General features: G+C 72.1%; 14 protein-coding genes and 1 pseudogene. 5 read left to right on the forward strand and 10 right to left on the reverse strand.

Annotation, left to right across the window (positions count from 1 at the left end; translation table 11 throughout):
- Nucleotides 1-68: 68 nt before the first annotated feature.
- From IEX69_RS14740 to IEX69_RS14750, 3 genes are all read right to left on the reverse strand, one after another.
- On the reverse strand, nucleotides 69-1,067 hold the full coding sequence (locus tag IEX69_RS14740; protein WP_085018167.1) for a LacI family DNA-binding transcriptional regulator: 999 nt from the start codon (nucleotides 1,065-1,067) through the stop codon (nucleotides 69-71).
- Nucleotides 1,068-1,074: 7 nt separating this feature from the next.
- Nucleotides 1,075-2,511 (reverse strand): glycoside hydrolase family 1 protein, encoded by a 1,437-nt coding sequence (locus IEX69_RS14745; protein ID WP_085018168.1) that lies wholly within the window; start codon nucleotides 2,509-2,511, stop codon nucleotides 1,075-1,077.
- Between the two features lie 321 nt (nucleotides 2,512-2,832).
- On the reverse strand, nucleotides 2,833-4,317 hold the full coding sequence (locus IEX69_RS14750) for an MFS transporter (protein ID WP_229756373.1): 1,485 nt from the start codon (nucleotides 4,315-4,317) through the stop codon (nucleotides 2,833-2,835).
- Nucleotides 4,318-4,367: 50 nt separating this feature from the next.
- Here IEX69_RS14750 and IEX69_RS14755 point away from each other — a divergent pair, with 50 nt between their 5' ends.
- From IEX69_RS14755 to IEX69_RS14770, 4 genes and pseudogenes are all read left to right on the forward strand, one after another.
- On the forward strand, nucleotides 4,368-5,078 hold the full coding sequence (locus IEX69_RS14755) for a TetR/AcrR family transcriptional regulator (protein WP_085018170.1): 711 nt from the start codon (nucleotides 4,368-4,370) through the stop codon (nucleotides 5,076-5,078).
- Between the two features lie 115 nt (nucleotides 5,079-5,193).
- Nucleotides 5,194-5,958: an SDR family oxidoreductase gene (locus IEX69_RS14760; protein WP_085018171.1), complete on the forward strand. Its 765-nt coding sequence runs from the start codon at nucleotides 5,194-5,196 to the stop codon at nucleotides 5,956-5,958.
- A gap of 403 nt (nucleotides 5,959-6,361) precedes the next feature.
- Nucleotides 6,362-7,000 (forward strand): ClpP family protease, encoded by a 639-nt coding sequence (locus tag IEX69_RS14765; protein ID WP_085018173.1) that lies wholly within the window; start codon nucleotides 6,362-6,364, stop codon nucleotides 6,998-7,000.
- Nucleotides 6,997-7,583: pseudogene (locus IEX69_RS14770) on the forward strand (ClpP family protease). Before IEX69_RS14765 ends, IEX69_RS14770 begins: the two are co-directional and overlap by 4 nt.
- A 112-nt stretch (nucleotides 7,584-7,695) precedes the next feature.
- Here the strand turns inward: IEX69_RS14770 and IEX69_RS14775 are convergent.
- The 3 genes from IEX69_RS14775 to IEX69_RS14785 all read right to left on the reverse strand — a co-directional run bounded on the left by IEX69_RS14775 (nucleotide 7,696) and on the right by IEX69_RS14785 (nucleotide 10,856).
- On the reverse strand, nucleotides 7,696-8,073 hold the full coding sequence (locus tag IEX69_RS14775; protein WP_085018175.1) for a helix-turn-helix domain-containing protein: 378 nt from the start codon (nucleotides 8,071-8,073) through the stop codon (nucleotides 7,696-7,698).
- Nucleotides 8,074-8,364: 291 nt separating this feature from the next.
- Entirely contained in the window at nucleotides 8,365-10,320 is a 1,956-nt protein-coding gene (locus tag IEX69_RS14780; protein WP_174604386.1) for an MDR family MFS transporter, read from the reverse strand.
- Between the two features lie 140 nt (nucleotides 10,321-10,460).
- Nucleotides 10,461-10,856 (reverse strand): META domain-containing protein, encoded by a 396-nt coding sequence (locus tag IEX69_RS14785; RefSeq protein ID WP_174604387.1) that lies wholly within the window; start codon nucleotides 10,854-10,856, stop codon nucleotides 10,461-10,463.
- Between the two features lie 188 nt (nucleotides 10,857-11,044).
- On the opposite strand from IEX69_RS14785, the gene IEX69_RS14790 reads away from it, so the two are divergent.
- The gene (locus IEX69_RS14790) at nucleotides 11,045-13,048 is read left to right on the forward strand and encodes a hypothetical protein (protein WP_157127071.1); all 2,004 of its coding nucleotides are present in this window, start codon (nucleotides 11,045-11,047) and stop codon (nucleotides 13,046-13,048) included.
- An 85-nt stretch (nucleotides 13,049-13,133) separates the two neighbouring features.
- Here IEX69_RS14790 and IEX69_RS14795 read toward each other — a convergent pair whose 3' ends face one another.
- Genes IEX69_RS14795 through IEX69_RS14810 form a run of 4 tightly spaced genes read right to left on the reverse strand, consistent with a single transcriptional unit; the run spans nucleotide 13,134 to nucleotide 18,689 of the window.
- Nucleotides 13,134-15,140, reverse strand: a complete 2,007-nt coding sequence (locus IEX69_RS14795) for a dipeptide ABC transporter ATP-binding protein (RefSeq protein WP_085018181.1) — start codon at nucleotides 15,138-15,140, stop codon at nucleotides 13,134-13,136.
- Nucleotides 15,137-15,991 (reverse strand): ABC transporter permease, encoded by an 855-nt coding sequence (locus IEX69_RS14800; RefSeq protein ID WP_085018182.1) that lies wholly within the window; start codon nucleotides 15,989-15,991, stop codon nucleotides 15,137-15,139. The genes IEX69_RS14795 and IEX69_RS14800 overlap by 4 nt, the downstream gene beginning before the upstream one ends.
- Nucleotides 15,988-17,043, reverse strand: coding sequence for an ABC transporter permease (locus IEX69_RS14805; protein ID WP_373284474.1), 1,056 nt, complete (start codon nucleotides 17,041-17,043; stop codon nucleotides 15,988-15,990). The genes IEX69_RS14800 and IEX69_RS14805 overlap by 4 nt, the downstream gene beginning before the upstream one ends.
- Nucleotides 17,028-18,689, reverse strand: a complete 1,662-nt coding sequence (locus IEX69_RS14810; RefSeq protein WP_085018184.1) for an ABC transporter substrate-binding protein — start codon at nucleotides 18,687-18,689, stop codon at nucleotides 17,028-17,030. The genes IEX69_RS14805 and IEX69_RS14810 overlap by 16 nt, the downstream gene beginning before the upstream one ends.
- Nucleotides 18,690-18,693: the final 4 nt, after the last annotated feature.

Raw genomic sequence — 18,693 nt, forward strand, 5'->3', positions numbered from 1 at the left:
CGGGCGCAACCCGCAGCAGCAGGCGTTCAAGGGCCGCGTTGCGCCCGCCCACGCCCCCGCGCGGCGGGTCAGGCGGAGGCGCGGCGGATGAGGGAGGTGGGGGCGTACTGGGCCCGGGGGACGTCGTCGCCGTCGATGAGCGACACGAGCGTGGTGGCGAGCATCTCGCCGAGCGCTGCCGAGGGCTGGTGCACCGTGGTGAGCTGCGGCGTCGTGGTGGTGGCGTACGGGTCGTCGTCGAAGCCGACGAGGGCCACGTCGTCCGGCACGCGGAGTCCGTGCGCGTGCAGCACTCCCAAGGCGCCCGCGGCCATCTGATCGTTCGCCGCGAAGACGCCGTCGATGCCCTCGTCGCCCGCGCGTTCGAGCAGCCGCTCCATCGCCGCCGCCCCGGACTCGAGCGAGAAGTCGCCCACCTCCACCAGGGCGGGGTCGCCGCCGGCGGCGCGCCAGCCCGCGAGGCGATCGAGGCCCGCGGGCATGTCCTGGCGCCCGGCGATCGTGGCGATGCGCCGGCGGCCGAGGCTCAGCAGATGCGCGGTGGCGAGCCGCGCTGCGGCGACGTTGTCGACGTCGACGTAGTGCGCATCCGCCGCCGACGGATGCACGGGGCGGCCGCCGAAGACGAGCGGCACCGTCGACCCCAGGTGCAGGTACGAGTCATCGCCCGCGTGGTGCGACACGACGAGGGCGCCGTCGACGTTGCCGCCGAGCAGGAAGCGCCGCGTCTTGGCGGCCTGCTGCTCCGATGCGATGAGCAGCGACAGCGTGTAGTCGGTCTCGCTCAACGCCGTCGACACCCCGCGCACGATGGAGGCGAAGAACGGGTCGGCGAACACGGTGGACGACGGCTCGGGCACCAGCAGCGCGATGACGTCGGTGCGGGAGCGCGCCAGCGACCGCGCGACCCGGTTGGGCACGTAGTCGAGGCGGGCGATCGCCGCCTCGACGGCGGCCACCGCCTCCGGGGTCACCTTCGGCGAGCCGTTGACCACGCGGGAGACGGTCGAGCGCGAGACGCCCGCCTCCGCAGCCACCATCTCGAGGGTGGGCTGCTGCGGGGTCATGGGGTCCTCATCCGGCGATCGGGCTCACCACGGGGGAGGCCTGCGTCGAGGCGTCGTGGTCGGCGATGATCGAAGCGTACGCGAGCGCGGAGTCCTTCGGCGTGCGCTCGAGGGTGTCGTAGTCGACTCGCACGATGCCGAAGCGCTTCCCGTATCCCCAGGCCCACTCGAAGTTGTCGAGCAGCGACCAGACGAAGTAGCCCCGCACATCCGCCCCCTGCTCGATCGCCGCGCGCACGGCGTCGATGTGGTCACGGATGTATGCGGTGCGCTCCACGTCGTGGATCGCACCGTCCTCCGACACGACGTCGTCGTAGGCGGCGCCGTTCTCGGTCACGTAGAGGGCGGGGAGGGTGTCGTACTCCCGGCCGAGGCGGACGAGCAGGGTGGTGAGCCCGACCGGGTTCACCTCCCACTCCATCGCGGTGAGCGACAGGCCCTCCCGCTGCGGGAAGGTGACGAACTCGGCGGTCGGGAAGGGGGAGGCGACCGGGCGGGTCGACCCCTGCACGAGATGGGTCTCGAGGGCGTGCTCGAGCGGATGCGCCGACACCTGGTCGTCGTGATAGTGGTTCACGCCGAGGAAGTCGAGGGGCTGCGAGATCAGCTCGAGGTCGCCGTCGCGGACGTTGTCGTCGATGCCGTACTCGGCGAGGTCGTGGCGCACGTCCTCCGGGTACTCGCCGCGGAGCAGCGGATCGAGGAAGATGCGGTTGTTGAGGCCGTCGATGCGGCGGGCCGCGTCGAGGTCGGCCTCGTCCGACGGGTCGCGCGGGAGGGCGTTCGTGAGGTTGAGCGTGATGCCGACCTCCTCGGCGCCCAGCTCCCGCAGCCGCTTCGTGGCGAGCCCGTGGCCGAGGTGGAGGTGGTGGACGGCGGCGACCGCCTGACGCGGATCCTGCACTCCCGGGGCGTGCACCCCGGCGGCGTAGCCGAGCCACGACGAGCAGAACGGCTCGTTGAAGGTGGTCCAGCGGGTGACGCGGTCGCCCAGCACGGCGTACACGCCCTCCGCGTAGTCGCGGAAGCGGTAGGCGGTGTCGCGGGAGGCCCATCCGCCCAGCTCCTGGACGGCCTGCGGGAGGTCCCAGTGGTAGAGCGTGAGCCAGGGGACGATGCCGTTCGCGAGCAGCTCGTCGACCAGGCGCGAGTAGAAGTCGAGGCCCTTGCGGTTGAACTCGCGGTCTCCGGGCTTGATGCGCGACCAGCTCGTGGAGAAGCGGTAGGCGTGGAGCCCCAGGCGCTTCATGAGCGCGACGTCCTCGGGCATCCGGTGGTAGTGGTCGTCGGCGACGTCGAGCGTGTCCCCGTTCAGCACGGCGCCGGGGACGCGGGCGAACGCGTCCCAGATCGACGCCTCCTTGCCGTCCTCGAAGGCGGCGCCCTCGATCTGGGCGGCGGCGGTGGCGGATCCCCAGAGGAAGCCGGGAGGGAAGTCGGTCATGGCTGCGGAACCTCGTGTCGTGCGTGCGGATGTGCGGCGAGCACGGGCTGGTGCTACGCCGCGCTGCGTCGGTGGGAGCGCTCCCACGTCCTCCCACGCTAGGGCGATGACACTCGAGGTGTCAAACCGCCCCGCGCCCGCGCGTTGTGAGTTTCCCTCTCAGCGAGAGCTCACGTCCAGCGCCATTCGCTGCCCGACGTGAGCACTCGAGCACGTCTGGCGCGACGATCCTGCGGGCGAGTGCTCACTCCTGGTGCCATCCGGGCGGGATCGGCGCCGAAAGGGAGCACTCGAGAGCTGCGAGCCCCGATGCGGCCGCGGTCACGGCGCGCTGGGGGACTGGGCGGTGAGCACGGGGGACTCGGGCGCGAGGGAGGGGGTGCGGCGGGTGCGACGGGTGCGGACGATGCCGTAGGCGACGAGAGCAGCGGAGACGATGGTGAGCGCGAACGCCCCGACCTCGACGGCGGTGCGGAACTCGCCCGTCTGGGCGGACGTCCACGGGGTCGCGGTGATGCTGCCCGAGAAGAAGGCGGCGAGGATCGTGCCGGCCAGGGCGAGTCCGACGCCGGTCGTCACCTCCGACGCGGTGTCGACGAGGGCGGCGCCGATGGTGGTGCGGTCCTCGGGCAGGCCCCGCAGCACGTTCGTGCCGGCCACCACCCCGACCACCCGCAACCCCGCCGACACCAGCACCAGCGCGACGGCGACCCACACGTACCCGAGCGACCCGAGGAGGGCGTAGACCGCGAGCCCGGCCACGACGGCGAGCGAGCTCATCCAGGCCAGCCGCTCGAGGCCGAACCGCTCCATCAGCGGACGGATGGCGGCCCCTCCCGCGATCAGCACGATGACCTGGGGCAGCATCCCGAGCGACGCGAGGGCGGGCGGCCAGCCCCAGTCGAGCTGCAGTTGCAGGGTGACGAGATAGCCGAGCCCGGCGATCGCCATGCCCGCGGCCGCCTTGAACGCGAGGCCGCTCGAGACCAGCGGATGTGCGAGCAGTCGCAGCTCCAGCAGCGGATGCCGCGCGGTGCGTTCGCGCAGCACGAAGAGCGCCGCCGCCGCGAGGGCCGCGACCGAGGCGGCCCAGGGCATCCACGACCCCACGCCCTCCTCCACGAACAGGGTCGGCGCGACCAGGGCGAGCACGATCGTGGCGGTGCCGAGCAGACCTCCGGCGATGTCGAGCGGATCGCGATGGAGGTCTTCCGGAGTGTCTGCGGCCACGCCTGTGCGGATGCCGATCCAGGCCAGGGCTGCGATCGGGACGTTCACGAGCAGCAGCACCTGCCACGGGGCGATCGAGAGGACGAACCCGCCCGCCGTGGGGCCGACGGCGAGCCCGACGAGCCCGACCGTCGAGATGAGGTTGATGGCGCGGACGCGGAGTCCGTCCTCGGAGAACAGCCGGAAGGCGAGGGCCATCGACCCGGGTGTGGTCATCGCGGCGGCCACGCCCATCACCGCCCGCACCGCGATGAGCTGGTCGGTGGTCGTGACGAATCCGGTGGCCAGGCTCGCAAGCCCCAGGAGCACCAGCCCGATGAGCATGATGCGTCGCCGACCGTACCGATCGGAGAAGGCTCCGAAGGCGAGCATCAGGCCGCCGAAGACGACGGTGTAGGCCCCGGTGACCCACTGGAGGCCGACGGTCGTCGTCCCCAGGTCGCGGCCGATCGTCGGCAGCGCGACGGTGAGGATCGAGTTGTCGAGCATCTCGAACAGGAACACCGCCGAGAGGCCGGCGAGCGCGATCCAGGACCGACGGAGGGTCTGCGGAGCGAGGGAGGATGCATCGGACACGTGACTAGGTTATGTCACTAAACTTAGTCGCACAAGGGTAGGATCGAGACGTGCCCAGGACGAGTGAACGCGGCGGCCCGCAGACGCGGGCGCGCATCTCGCAGGTCGCGACCGCGCTCATGCTCTCCCGGGGATTCGACGAGGTCACCGTCGCCCAGGTCGCGCTCGAAGCGGGCGTCTCGAGCGTCACGGTGTTCAAGCACTTCCCTCGCAAGGAGGACCTCCTCCTCGACCGAGCCCCCGAGGCCGCCGAGCTCCTCCGTGCCGCCGTGCGCGACGCGGTCGCATGCACGAGCGGCGACGCGGACGCGAGCGCGGACGTCGATGCGGACGCGAGCGCGGACGTCGATGCGGGCGGCATCGCCGCAGCGGACAGCTCCACCGTCGTGGCCCGGGCGATCGACGCGCTCGAGACCCTGTCCGACCGGCTCGCCTCCGAGCGGCACGCTCTGTCGGGCCTGGCCCCCGGATCCGCGGTGTTCTTCCGTGTCGTGGCGGGCTCGCCATCGCTGGCAGGACGGTCGCGGGAGATCGCGGCCGAGCTCGAGGCCGCGCTCGCCGACGAGCTCGAGAGAGCGGGGGCCGAGCGCGAGGATGCGGTGCTCGTCGCGGCCCTCTTACTGGCCGGCTACGCCTCCGTGCTCGTCGAGACCGCGCGACGCGTCATCGACGGAGCGGCAGGGTCCGCCCTCGCGGCCGACCACCGCGTCCGCCTCGATCGTCTGTTCGCCGCACTGCGCGGCGGACTCCTGCGGCCGTGAGGCGGAGCGGGTCCACCCGGACGACCTCACATCCTGGCCCGGTGCGTCGTCGAACAGACATGAGCACACAACGACGCCACCGGACGGACACACGACGTCGAGGGGGGAATGCGGCATGAGGATCGCCATCGCAGGTGCCACCGGGACGGTGGGCCGACACGTGGTCGCCGCGGCGAGAGGGCGTGGGCACGAGGTGGTGTCGTTGTCGCGTGCATCCGGACAGGACGTCACGACCGGGGCTGGGCTCAGAGACGCGCTCCCGGATGCGGACGCGCTCATCGACGTGACCAGCGTGGAGACGCTCTCCGCGAAGGTCGCGGTCGAGTTCTTCGAGCGGGCCACCGCGCAGCTGCTCGCCGCGGAGCGGGATGCGGGGGTCCCTCATCACGTCGCCCTGTCAATCGTGGGGATCGACGGCGTCGACGAGTCGTACTACGCCGGCAAGCTCGCGCAGGAGGGTGCCGTGTCCGCTGCCGACGTGCCCTGGACGCTGCTGCGTGCCGCCCAGTTCCACGAGTTCGCCGGGCAGGTCATGCGACGCGGATCGCTCGGGCCGCTGCTCGCCGTGCCGAGGGCGCTCGTCCGGACGGTCGCGGCCCGCGAGGTGGGCGAGCGGCTCGTCGAGCTCGCCGAGGCCGCGCCCGCCGGCCGAGCGCCGGACCTCGTCGGCCCGGAGGAGGCGCGGCTGGTCGACCTCGTCCGCCGCCAGCTCAGGTTCGACGGTGTCCGTCGCCGCGCGCTCGAGGTCGCCTTGCCGGGCCGGTACTGGCGCGCGATGGCGTCGGGCGTCCTCCGCGGCGCCCCGGATGCGCAGCAGGGCTCGATCACGTTCGACGAATGGCTGCGCTCCCCCGACCACGACCCCGCACCCGCGCTCTGAGCCCTGCCTGGCCCGGCCCGCCCGTCGTGCCCAAGGGTGCCCTGCCCACAGTGCACGATGCCGCCCGTGACCGCCAGGTGCCGCCCGCGGGTGCCGTGCCCGCCCGTGGGGGCCGCCCGCGGGAGTCCTCGTTCCTCCACTCGGATGGCCTTTCGCCACACGCATGCGCATGGCGAAAGGCCAAGGGCGTAGCGAAGCCTGCGCCCTGCGCCGCCCCCGGGTCACACGATCCGCCACACCCACGTGGTTTCGCCACGCCGATCGGGGTGGCGAAACCACGCGGGTGTGGCGAAACTCGCATCCCGCCCAGAACGTGGGCGCACGGGGGCCGCGCTGCCGGGGGCAGAGCAGCCGTGAGCAGAAGCGGGGGCACGTGCCGCGGATGCGGCGCGAGGGTGGGGGCATGAGCGATTCACCCCGACCCCAGGCGTTCGACGCCACCGCCCGCCGAGAGCTGTACGAGCGCCGGGTGCTCGTCCTCGACGGCGAGCTCGACGACGACAACGGCACCCTCCTCGCGACGCAGCTCATCGCGCTCGCCGCGGAGGATCCGCTGTCCGAGATCTCCCTCTGGATCCACTCGCCCGGAGGGTCCGTGCCCGCCATGCTCGCCATCCGCGACGTCATGCGCGCCATCCCCAACGACGTCTCCACGCTCGTGCTCGGCATGGCGTGCAGCGCCGGGCAGTTCCTCCTCTCGTCGGGCACGCCCGGACGACGTCGGGCGCTGCCGCACTCGCGCGTCCTCATGCACCAGGGCTCGGCGGGCATCGGCGGACCCGCGGTCGATGTCGAGCTGCAGGCGGATGCGCTGCGCCACACCCGCGACACGGTCCTGCGGCTGATCGCCGACGACACCGGGCAGCCGCTCGAGCGCGTCTTCGACGACTCCCTGCACGACCACTGGTACAGCGCGGAGGAGGCGCTCGACTACGGGTTCGTCGACTCGATCGTCACGTCGTTCGCGGAGCTCCGTCCGGCCGGGCGCGATCGCGTCGGCTTCGGCGCCGGGGCGGCGGCCGGGACGGGGGCGGCGCGATGAGCACCTACACGATCCCCCACGTGGTGGTGAGGCAGTCGGGCGTGGAGCGCGTGATGGACGTCTACTCGCAGCTGCTCGCCGAGCGCGTGGTCTACCTGGGCACGCCGATCGACGCGGGAGTGGCGAACGCGCTCTCGCGCAGCTGCTGCACCTCGAGTCGACCGAGCCGGAGAGCGAGATCCAGCTCTACGTCAACTGCGAGGGCGGCGATCCGAGCGCGATGCTCGCCGTGTACGACACCATGCGGTTCGTGCGCTCGCCCGTCGCGACCACGTGCGTCGGTCAGGCCGTCGGCGTGGGTGCGGCACTGCTCGCTGCCGGTGCTGCCGGGAGACGGTCGGTGCTGCCGCACGCCCGGGTCGTGCTGCACCAGCCGGCCGCGCAGGGGCGCGGCGCGATCCCGGACCTCATCCTGCAGGCCGACGAGGTGGTGCGGATGCGCGCCGACATCGAGGGCCTGCTGGCCCGGCACTCGGGGCAGTCGCTCGAGGCCCTGCGGCGCGACACCGACCGCGACCGCGTCTTCACCGCGCAGGCCTCCGTCGCCTACGGCCTCGCCGACCAGGTGATCGAGCAGCGCTGACCGCCGCCCCCCCTCCGCTTTCGCTGCCTCTTTGACCTTCCGCATGGCCATGACCCAGCGAAGGGTCAAAGAGGCAGCGAAGCCCGAGGTGAAGGGGGCGGGAGCGGGCGCGTCAGGCGGCGAGGGCGAACGCGGACTGCACGCGGGCTGGCTCGCGGACGGCGGGCGCAGCCGGCACGGCCGGCGCTGCGGGCGCAGCCGGCACGGCGGGCGAAGCCGCGGCGGGCACGGCTGGCGCGAGCTGCTCCGCGACGGAGCGCGTGAGGTCGAGCAGGCTCCAGCCGAGGGCTCCGGCGACGGCGGCGATCATCTCGCTCGACGGATCCTTCGAGCCGCGCTCCATCTCGGAGAGGTACTGCGGCGACACCCCCGCGCGACGCGCCACCTCGCCGAGCGTCTCGCCCCGCTCGTGGCGGAGGGTCCGCATCCGGTCACCTACCAGGTGCCGCCACAGCGGCTCGGGCTCTGTCGCGCGCACGTCCTCGGCCATGCTCGACGGTACCGCGCAGCCACGGCGCCGGTCGTGGCGTTCTGCTGAGAGCAGAAACGCCGTCGCTCATCACGGGATACGCGCGACCTCGCCGAATAGCGCGGAGCTTGCACGCATCTCGTGATGAGCGACGGCGATCGGCCGTCACGAGCGCGATTCCGCCGTCGATGAGGCATGCGGAGTCCCGGCGCGGCGGGCGGGGCCGTCGCTTCGACACCGAATCCGCCAGACCCCGCGAAATAGCCCCGGACTTCGACGGATTCGGTGTCGAAGCGACGAGGACGGCCCGCGTCAGTGACGCGGGTGGGCCTCGCCCGAGGCTCCGCCGTCGACGGGCGCGTCGGAGGCGTGCCGCGACGGGGCCGCGGAGCCGGCCGGAGCCGCATCCGGACGCTGGACGGGCACCGACGAGGTGGTGACGTCGGGGGCGAGCAGCGCGCCCATCCGGTCGGCGACGAGCTGCGCCTCCACACCCGGCTCCTCGTCGTCGTCGAGCGACACGTGACCGGAACCAGCAGCGGCACCCGCGCCCGCGGCGGCGGCGCGCTCGGCGTGCGCCTCCTCCAGCGCCGACTTCGCGCGGAGCGGGGTCGCCTTGAGGAAGAAGCTGAGCACGAACGCCACGAGCACGACCCCGAGGCTGACGAGGAAGACGGTCGCCGACGCGCTCGCCCAGCCCTCGACGAAGGGCTTCGTGAACGCCTCGTTGGCGCCGTTGAGGAACGACGTGTCGCCGTTCAGGGCGTTGCCGATCGCGGAGGGGTCGCTCTGACCCTGCTGCAGGATCCCGATGATCGCGGTGTTGGCGGGGTCGGACGCGATCGTCGGATCCTGGAAGGCGGACTGGATGCCGGCCACCGTGTCGGGGTCGCTGAACGACGAGCGCAGCGCATCCGGGAGTCGGTCGAAGAGCACCGAGAACACGACCGCCGTACCGAGCGTTCCGCCGATGGAGCGGAAGAACGTCGCGCCCGAGGTCGCCACGCCGATGTCGCGCGGGCCGACCGAGTTCTGGCTCGCGATGGTGAGCGTCTGCATCAGCTGGCCGAGTCCGAGACCCACCACGAGCATCCCGACCATGACGTAGATGACGCCCTTGTCGGCGGACACGAACGAGAGGTAGAGGAACGCCGCCGACAGGAAGCCCGTGCCGAGGATCGGGAAGATCTTGTACTTGCCCGTGCGGGCGATGATCTGCCCGGAGACGATCGAGGAGACCATGATGCCGAGCACCATCGGGATCATGAGCAGACCCGCCTGGGTGGGCGTGGCGCCCGTGGCGATCTGCAGGTAGTTCGGGATGGTCATCATCGCGCCGAACATGCCGAAGCCGACGAGCACGCCGAGGACCGTCGCCACGGAGAACGTGGGCGAGCGGAACAGCTTCAGCGGGACGAGCGCGTCGTCGCCCATCATCCGCTCGACCAGGATGAACGAGACGATCCCGATCGGAGCCAGCACGTAGCAGAGGATGGCGCCCCACGAGCCCCAGCCCCAGTCGCGGCCCTGCTCGGCCACGAGCAGGATCGGCACGACGGCCAGGATGATCGTGGCCGCGCCCCACCAGTCGATCCGGACGGTGCGCTTGGTGTGCGGGATGTGCAGGAACGCGATCACGATGAGCATCGCGACGATGCCGATGGGCAGGTTGATGAGGAAGATCCAGCGCCAGCCGGTCACCCCGAGGATCTCGTTCGCCCCCGACAGCACGCCGCCCAGGAGCGGCCCGATCACGCTCGAGACGCCGAACACGGCGAGGAAGTACCCCTGGTACTTCGCCCGCTCGCGCGGGGCGAGGATGTCGCCCATGATCGTGAGCGCGAGCGACATGAGGCCGCCGGCGCCGAGGCCCTGGATGGCGCGGTAGCCGGCGAGCTCGATCATCGAGTGCGCGAAGGCCCCGGCGAGCAGGGATCCGACGAGGAAGATCGTGATCGCGATGATGTAGAGCGGGCGGCGTCCGAAGATGTCGGAGAGCTTGCCGTAGATGGGCGTCGAGATCGTCGACATGATCAGGTACGCCGTGGTGACCCACGCCTGCTGGTCGAGGCCGGACAGGTCGTCGGCGATGGTGCGCATCGACGTGCCGACGATGGTCTGGTCGAGGGCGGCGAGGAACATGCCGGCCATGAGTCCGAGGACGATGAAGAGGATCTGGCGCTGGGTCAGCTTCCCACCGGAATCCTTGAACTGCTGGGCTCGCTCGGCGGCGGTGGGCCGACGGCGTGACGTCTCGTTGCGCGACATGGCGTCCTCTTGGGCAGAAGGTGGATCGCGCAAACTTGCGCTGACTGCAAAATTACACCCCGCCGCCGGATGCCGACAACGAAGGCACTCCTCACCCGGCGGCCCGGGCGGGCGCGCGGGCGGGCTCGGCGCGGAGACGGTCAGGTGCGCGTCAGCGTGGTGAGCTCCGTGCCGTCATACGTGTACAGCGTGATGCTGTCGCCGTCGACGCGACCATGGTCGAGTGCCGTGAACGACAGGGTCACCCCCAGGCACGCCTTGAGCGTGGTCGGGTCGAGGTCGAAGGACACCTGCGATCCGTCGAGCGTGTAGTGGCCTGTCGTGCGGTTGCAGCCATCGGTGCCGTCGAGCGAGCCGTCCTCCGCGAGGGTGAGCGACGCGGGCTTGTCTCCCGTTCCCGCCCACGTGCCCGCCACATCCGCCGCGGGCTGCTCACCGCCGGACGAGGGCGAGGCGGCGCCCGAAGCGCACCCACCGAGGAGAAGGGCGAAGGCGGCGCTCGTGGTGGCGAAGAGGGTCAGGCGTCGATGGAGCATGTCCTCCATCCTCCGTCAGAGAGTCCGATCGTGACAGTACGCTTTGCGACCCCGTGTCCCAATAGATAGGGTCAAAGTGTCTTGGGGGGATCGGATCGGGCTGTGGCCGCTCATGGAGGAGAGCCACGCGCGGGTGCGGATCACGCCCCGGGGCTTGTACGCAACCGATAGATGGGTAAGGGGAACACATGTCAGCTGGTTGGAGGCGGAGAGCCGCCTACCTCGCCGTCGGGACGCTCGCGGTCGCGGGCATGACGGGTGCATTCGGCCAGGCGGCCATCGCGGATGACGGCCAGGGAGATGCGGTCGCACCGACGTCCGGTCCGGCATTCGACGCTCAGGCCAAGTCGCTGCTGCAGGAGGACGGCATCCAGGCCGTCGCCACCGACGGAGATGGCAACGTCGTCGTCCTCACCACCGAAGCGCAGGATGCGCTGGCCGGTGACGCCAAGGCGTTCATCGACTCGAACTCCAACGTCGTGGTGCGCACCGTCGACGCGCCCTTCTCGGCCTTCTCGGACAAGGATGTGGTCGGCGGCGCCGGCTACCTCGTGGGCACTCAGGCCCAGCCCGTGGGCTCCTGCTCGGTCGGATTCTCCGGCTTCAACAAGGTAGGCGACCCGGTCGTCATCTCCGCAGGCCACTGTGCCGTCGACGAGACCGACCCTAGCGTCACCTACGACTTCGCCGCGCTGACCCGTCCGCAGAGCGACACCGCCGGCGGCGGCTCGAACCCGGTCGACTACACCGCCCTCGGTCAGCTCGACGTCGGCCAGTTCGGCGGACCCGGCAACTCGGCCGGTGCAGAGGGAGACGTCTCGAGCGTCGACATCTCCGTGTGGAACACGGCCGGCGATCTCACGCTGTTGCCTGAGGTCTCCACCTGGAGCTCCGCCGACATCGCGGCGAACGACCTCTCGATCGACACCGTGCCCGTGACCGGAATCGGCGACGCCACCGTCGGCGCGACCATCAACAAGAGCGGACGCACGACCGGCTACACCCAGGGCACCGTCGAGGCCATCAACGGATGGGCCAACGTCAGCGGTCACGAGGTCTACGGCTTCCTCAGCAACACCCCCGCCGCTCCCGGCGACTCGGGGGGCGCGATGATCCAGAACGGGGCCGCCATCGGCGTCATCTCCGGCGGCACCACGGCCGGCGGTGCGCAGGTCACCTGGGGCGCGAACCTCAAGGCCGCGATCGCCCAGGTCAACTCCGTCGCGGGTGAGGACTACACCGTCGCGGTGTTCCTCAGCACCCCTGTGCTGACCTCTCCTGCAGACGGCGGCCAGGTGTACACCGGTGGCGCGATCACCGGTACCGCCACGCCGAACACCACGCTCTCGGTCCAGCTCGGCGCCGACACCCCGTTCACGGTCCCCGTGGACGCCAACGGCAACTGGACCATCACGGCTCCGACGCAGAGCGGCACCGCGTCGTACCGCGTCATCTCGACGAGCGGCTTCTCGGAGTCGGCTGCGCTCGAGTTCGACGTCGACGTGATCCCGGCCCCGCTGCCCTCGCCGGTCTTCACCAGCCCGACCGATGGTCAGCGTGTGGTCACCTCGCTCGAGAAGATCACCGGAACCGGCACCCCCGGCGCGACCGTCGAACTCACCGGTGACGTGACCGACGAGGTCGAGGTCGCGGCTGACGGCACCTGGTCGGTCGACGCCGACCTCGCCTACGGCGTGTACTCGGTCAGCGCCATCCAGACCACCGACACCGGCGACGCCTCCGATTCGGCTCCGGCCGCGGTGAGCTTCGCGGTCGTCCCGGTCGCGCCGGTCATCACCAGCCCGACCGATGGCGCGAGCTTCGCGCTCGGCTCCGCTCCCACGACCGTGAGCGGCACTGGGATCGATGGAGCGACCGTCGTCGTCAGCTGGGGTACCGAGCAGACGCTGACCGCGACCGTCGCGAACGGCACCTGGTCCGTGACCCTGCCCGCGCAGCTCGCCGCCGGTCAGTACACCTTCGCCGCCACGCAGGCCATCGACGGTGTCGCCAGCGACCCGGCTCTGGCTGCGGTCACCGTGGTCGCTCCCACCGGTGGCGGCAACAACTCGACCCCGGCCGGCCTCGCCAACACCGGCGCCGAGGTGGCCCCCCTGGCGATCACCGGCCTCGCGCTGCTGTTCGCTGCGGGTGGGGCGATGCTCCTCGCACGGCGTGCCCGTCGCGCGTAGCACTCACTGAATGACGAAGGCCCCTGGGGGATCTCCCCCGGGGGCCTTCGTCATCTGCGGCTGTTCTGGACTGGAGACGTGTGGGTCACAGCGACAGGCGCGGAGCGGCGGACACGAGGCGACGTGTGTAGGCGGCCTGCGGGTCGTCGAAGACGCGCTCGGTCGGCCCGTGCTCGACCACCTCGCCGGCGCGCAGCACGACGACGTCGTCGCTCGAGTGGCGGATGACGCCGAGGTCGTGCGACACGAGCACCACGGCGAGTCCGAGCTCGCGTTGGAGATCGTCGATCAGGTCGAGGATCTGCGCCTGCACCGACACGTCGAGGCTCGAGACCGGCTCGTCAGCCACCAGGACGCGCGGACGACGGGCGATCGCCCGGGCGATCGCGACTCGCTGCCTCTGCCCGGGCGAGAGGTTCTGCGGACGCCTCTCGGCCAGCGCGCGGGGGAGGCGCACACGGTCGAGCAGCGTGGCGACGGCGTCCTCGCCGGAGCTCCCGTGAGGGGCGTCGGCTCCCAGCGCGTCGGCGAGCGTGCGGCGGACGGTCCAGCGGGGATCGAGTGTGCCGTACGGATCCTGCGGCACGGAGGCGATGAGCGCGCGCCGTGGCCGGCGGTCGCGCTCTGCGGCCGGGACCCACTGCTGCCCGGCGAGGGTCACCGTTCCCTCGTCGGGGCGCTGGAGTCCGAGGAGCACCCGCGCGAGCGTCGTCTTGCCGGACCCCGACTCGCCCACGAGTCCCAGCGTCCGCCCCGCCTCGACGCGCAGGGACACGTCGGACACCGCGCGCAGCATCCGCCCGTCGCCCACCGCGAACCGCACGGTCACCCCTCGCGCCTCGAGCACCCCCGCGCCCGCCGAGCGCTCACCGTCCGCGTCTCCTCCGAGACCCCGCGTGCTCTCCGCCGATGTCGACTGCTCACTCCTGGCGCCACCCGCGGCGGAGTCGCCCGCCCGCAGAGCATCTCCACCCGCCGAGTGCTCACTTCTGGCGCCATCCTCCGCGGGATCGCGCGGAAGGTGAGCAGTGGAGGGGGTGGTGGGGATGGGCGTGGCGGGTTCCGCTGGGTCTCGCCGCGGCGAGTGCTCACTTCTGGCGCCATCCACCGGGGCATCGGGTGAGAAGTGAGCAGTCGATGCCGAACCCCACAACCGTGGAGCGTCTCCACTCGTCGAGTGCTCACTTCTGGCGCCATCTTCCGCGGGATCGCGCGGAAGGTGAGCAGTGGATGCAGCGGGTGCAGTGGGTGCAGCGGAGGGAGCGCGGGAGGGGAACGGGGCGGGGAGGGGCGCGGGGGCGAGGGGGGCGCCGCGGGGGCGGTCCGTGGGGACCGCCGCGACGAGGGCACGGGTGTACGGGTGGACCGGGGCGGCGATGACCGCGCGGGTGGGGCCCTGCTCGAGCACGGAGCCCTCGCGCATCACGAGCACGCGCGACGCGAGGCGGGACACGACGGCGAGGTCGTGGCTGATGAGCAGCACCGCGGCGCCGTCGGCGGCGAGCGAGGCGAGGAGGTCGAGGATGCCCGCCTGCACCGTCGCGTCGAGCGCGGTGGTGGGCTCGTCGGCGATGAGCACCGCGGGATCGGCGGCGATCGCGGCCGCGATGAGCGCGCGCTGGCGCAGCCCGCCCGAGAGCTCGTGCGGACGCTGCGCCGCGCGCAGCGCGGGCTCCGGCACCCCCGCCCGCGACAGCAGCGCCAGGACGCTGGCGCGCCGCTGCGAAGAAGAGAGGTCCGTGTGCAGCCGCAGCGCATCCTCGATCTCCCGTCCGACCGGGCGCAGAGGGTCGAGCGAGGCATAGGCGTCCTGCGCGATCATGCCGACCGTCGCGCCGCGCAGCCGCCGCAGCTGCCGCGACGAGAGCGCCGGCACCGACCGGCCGCCCACCGAGAGCCGATCGGCGGTGACGGAGGCGCCGGATCCCGCGAGCCCCATCAGCGACCGGGCGGTGACCGACTTGCCCGACCCGGACTCGCCCACGAGCGCCACGGTCTCTCCGGGCTCGATCGAGAACGAGACGCCGTGCACGACCTCCCGGCCGCGGAAGGCGACCCGCAGCCCGCTCACGTCGACGGCCGGTCCGCTCATGACTCCCTCCGACGCTGCTCGAGGGCGCGACCGAGGAGCGTGGTCGACGCGGCGGCGAGCACGATCGCGGCGCCCGGCGCCAGCGTGAGCCACGGAGCCGTGAGGAGGTAGGTGCGCCCCGCGGACAGCATCGCGCCCCACTCCGCCGCCGGGGGCGGGGTGCCGAGCCCGAGGTAGCTGAGCGCGGCCGCCCAGACGATCGTCTGGCCGAGCCCCAGGGTCGCCACGACGAAGACACCCGCGATCGCGTTGGGCAGGATGTGCCGCGCGAACCGGTGCCACCACCCGTGGCCCAGCAGCAACGACTGCTCCACGTACCCCGCCTCGCGGACGCGACGGAACTCCCCGCGCAGGATCCGCGCATAGCCGGGGGCCACCGCGAGCCCCACCGCGATGGTCGTCGTCCACGCGCCGGGCCCGGTCAGCGCCAGGAAGAGGAGCGCCAGCAGCACTCCGGGGAACGCGAACATCACCTCCACCAGTCGCGTCGAGGTGAAGTCCAGCCAACGCGGCCCGAGCCCCGAGGCCACGCCGAGCACCAGGGCCAGGGCGACGCCGATCCCCGTGGCGCACAGTCCGATGAGCAGCGACGGGCCGGCCCCGTGCACGAGTCGCGTGAGGGTGTCGCGCCCCGACTCGTCGGTCCCCAGCGGATGCGCGAACGACGGTCCCTGGAACGCCTGCGTCGGATCGATGGCGAGCGGATCACCCGGCGCCAGCAGCCACGGCAGCGCGGCCGCGACCACCAGCAGGACGATGACGACGACGCAGACCACCTCGACGGGACGGGGCCTGACCCGCGCGAACCACCGCACGACGCCCGCGGTGCGGACGGTCCCGACGGCGCTCATGCCCTCCTCCGCGGGTCGAGGGCGCGCTCGGCGAGATCCGCCAGGATCGTCACCACCACGTACACCAGCGCCACGACGAGCACGACGCCGATCACGACGGGCACGTCGCGGATGCGCACCGCGTTGTAGAGCGTCGACCCGAGACCCTGACGGGCGAAGAGGGTCTCCACGACGACCGCGCCCGAGATGAGGGACCCGAGCGCCCACCCGGTGAGCGTCACCGCGGGGAGCGAAGCGTGGCGCAGTGCGTGCCGCCAGAACAGCCCTCCGGAGCCCTCGCCGCGGGCTCGGGCGCTGAGCGCGAAGGGCGAGGTGACCGCATCCGTGATCTGCTCGCGCATCACCTGTCCGAGGAATCCGGCGAGCGGGATCGCGAGGGTGACAGCGGGCAGCACGATGCCGAGCGGCGTCGAGGTGCTCACGGCGGGCAGCCAGCCGAGCGTCAGCGAGAACAGCACGATGAGCACCGCGCCCAACCAGAAGTGCGGGACGGCGGCCGCGGTGATCTCGAGCAGACCGCCGACCGCGCGGGACCCCCATCCGCCCCGCGACGCCCAGGCGGCGAGGGCGAGGGCGAGCACCCAGGCGAGCACGAGCGCGACCAGGGTCAGGATCAGGGTCGCGGGCAGCTGCTCGGCGATCACGTGGGCGACGTCGTCGTGGAGCGCGAACGAGGTGCCGAGGTCGCCCGTCGCGAGCAGGCCCAGGTAGCGCAGGTACTGGACGCCGAGCGGGAGGTCGAGCCCGTACTGGGCGCGGGCCGCGGCGAGCGCGTCGGGTCCGGCCTGCGAGCCCGGACCACCGAGCACCGCCTCCGCCGGGTCGCCGGGGATGGCGCGCACCGCGAGGAACGTGATCGTCGCCACGGCCCACAGCACGAACACCGCGCCGGCGAGCCGCACCGCGAGGAGCCGCCCCACGCCGAGGGCTCGACGCGCGGTGCTCGGCGGCGGGGCGGTCTCGAGGTGCACGGAGGCGGACGCCGCCTCCGTGGGGGCGGCGTCCGTCGCGGTGGTGCCGGGGCGCGGGTCCGGCGTCAGCGGTCCAGCCACGCCTCGGCGAACGTCGGCGTCGACACGGCGAGCGTGCGCACGCCCTCGACGTCGTTCCTCAGCAGGAAGTGGTTCTGCTGATCGTAGAGCGGCAGGATGTAGTACCCCTCGAGTACGATCCTCTGCGCCTGCTGGTAGAGGTCCGCGCGCTGGGCGGGGTCGCTCGTGGCGCTCGCCTGGGCGAGCAGCGCATCCAGGGCCGGGTCGTCGACCTTCGCGTGGTTCGCGAAGTACCCGCTCGGCGCGGGCGTGATGCCCGACGAGTCGTAGAGGATGCGCAGCACGTCGGGGCCGACCTTCGTGTAGGGCGCCGAGACGAGCTCGTAGTCGTTCGCGGCGAGCGCGCCGTACCAGCTCGAGAGGTCGAGCTGGTCGAGCTGGATGTCGAAGCCGACCGCCTTCTCGGCGGCCTGCAGCTGCTCGAAGAGCGACACCTCGGCGGGGATCGACTGGTTGGTGCTCACGGGCATCCGCAGGGTGAGGCGCTGGCCGTCCTTCGTCCGGATGCCGTCGGAGTCGCGCGCGCTCCAGCCCGCCTCGTCCAGCAGCTGGTTCGCGCGATCCGTGTCGACGTCGAAGAGGTCGGGCTCGCTGTACGCGGTGGGCTCGACGCTCGACAGCGGCGAGTAGGAGCGCTGCGCCGTGCCGAAGAACAGGCTCTGGATGCCGGGGTTCACGTCCGCGGCGGCGATGAACGCCTCGCGCACCTTCTCGTCGTCGAAGGGGGCCTGACCGGAGTTGAGCTCGATGCGGTTGCTCGATCCGGGGCGGGGTGCGTCCAGGTGCACGAGCGATCCGTTGCCCTCGGCCTGCTGGATCGCATCCGGCTGAGCGTTGTCGATCACGTCGACCTCGCCGCTGGCGAGCGCCGCGTAGCGGGTGGCGGCCTCGGGGATGAAGCGCCACTCGATGTGCTCGAGGTGGGCCGGACCGGTGTACGTCGCATCGGCCGGGGCGCTGGCGTAGGCGTCGTTGCGGTCGAGCTCGATCGACTGCTGGCGGTTCCACTGGCTGACGACGAACGGGCCCGTGCCGACGGGGGAGGCGCAGTTCTCGTCCTTGCTGCGCTTCAGCGCCGTGGGCGACTCGATGGCGAGCCACGGCTGGCTGAACGACTCGAGGAGCGCCGAGTCGGGCGAGCTGAGGTGCAGACGCGCGGTGCTGTCGTCGACGATCTCGACGCTCTGGATCTTCTGCACGGCCAGGTACCCGGTGCTCGATCCGGTGTTCGGGTCCTGCAGGTGCGCCACGTTCGCCGCGATCGCCTCCGACGTCAGCGGCGTCCCGTCGGTGAACTCGACGCCGCTGCGCACCGTGATGTCCCAGGTGAGCCCGTCGTCGCTGACCGTCCAGCTGTCGGCGAGCCACGGGACGGGGTTCCCCTCGGCGTCGAGGGTGACGAGCTGCTCGAGGTACTGCGTGGCGACGAGGGCCTGCGGGTAGTTGCCGCCCACGTGCGGGTCCAGGCAGGTCGGCTCGGCGTCGCCCGAGGCGTAGACGAGGGTCCCGCCCTCCTTCGGCTCGCCGGCCGGGGTGCTCCCGGCGCCACCGCCGGAGGCGGTGCATCCCGCGAGCAGCAGGGCCACGGCGGTGAGGGCGGCGGCGCTCGCGACCGCGGTCGTCCGTCTGAAGGGTGTTCGATGCATGGGA

It is taken from the genome of Cnuibacter physcomitrellae (genome assembly GCF_014640535.1).
Classification (GTDB): domain Bacteria; phylum Actinomycetota; class Actinomycetes; order Actinomycetales; family Microbacteriaceae; genus Cnuibacter; species Cnuibacter physcomitrellae.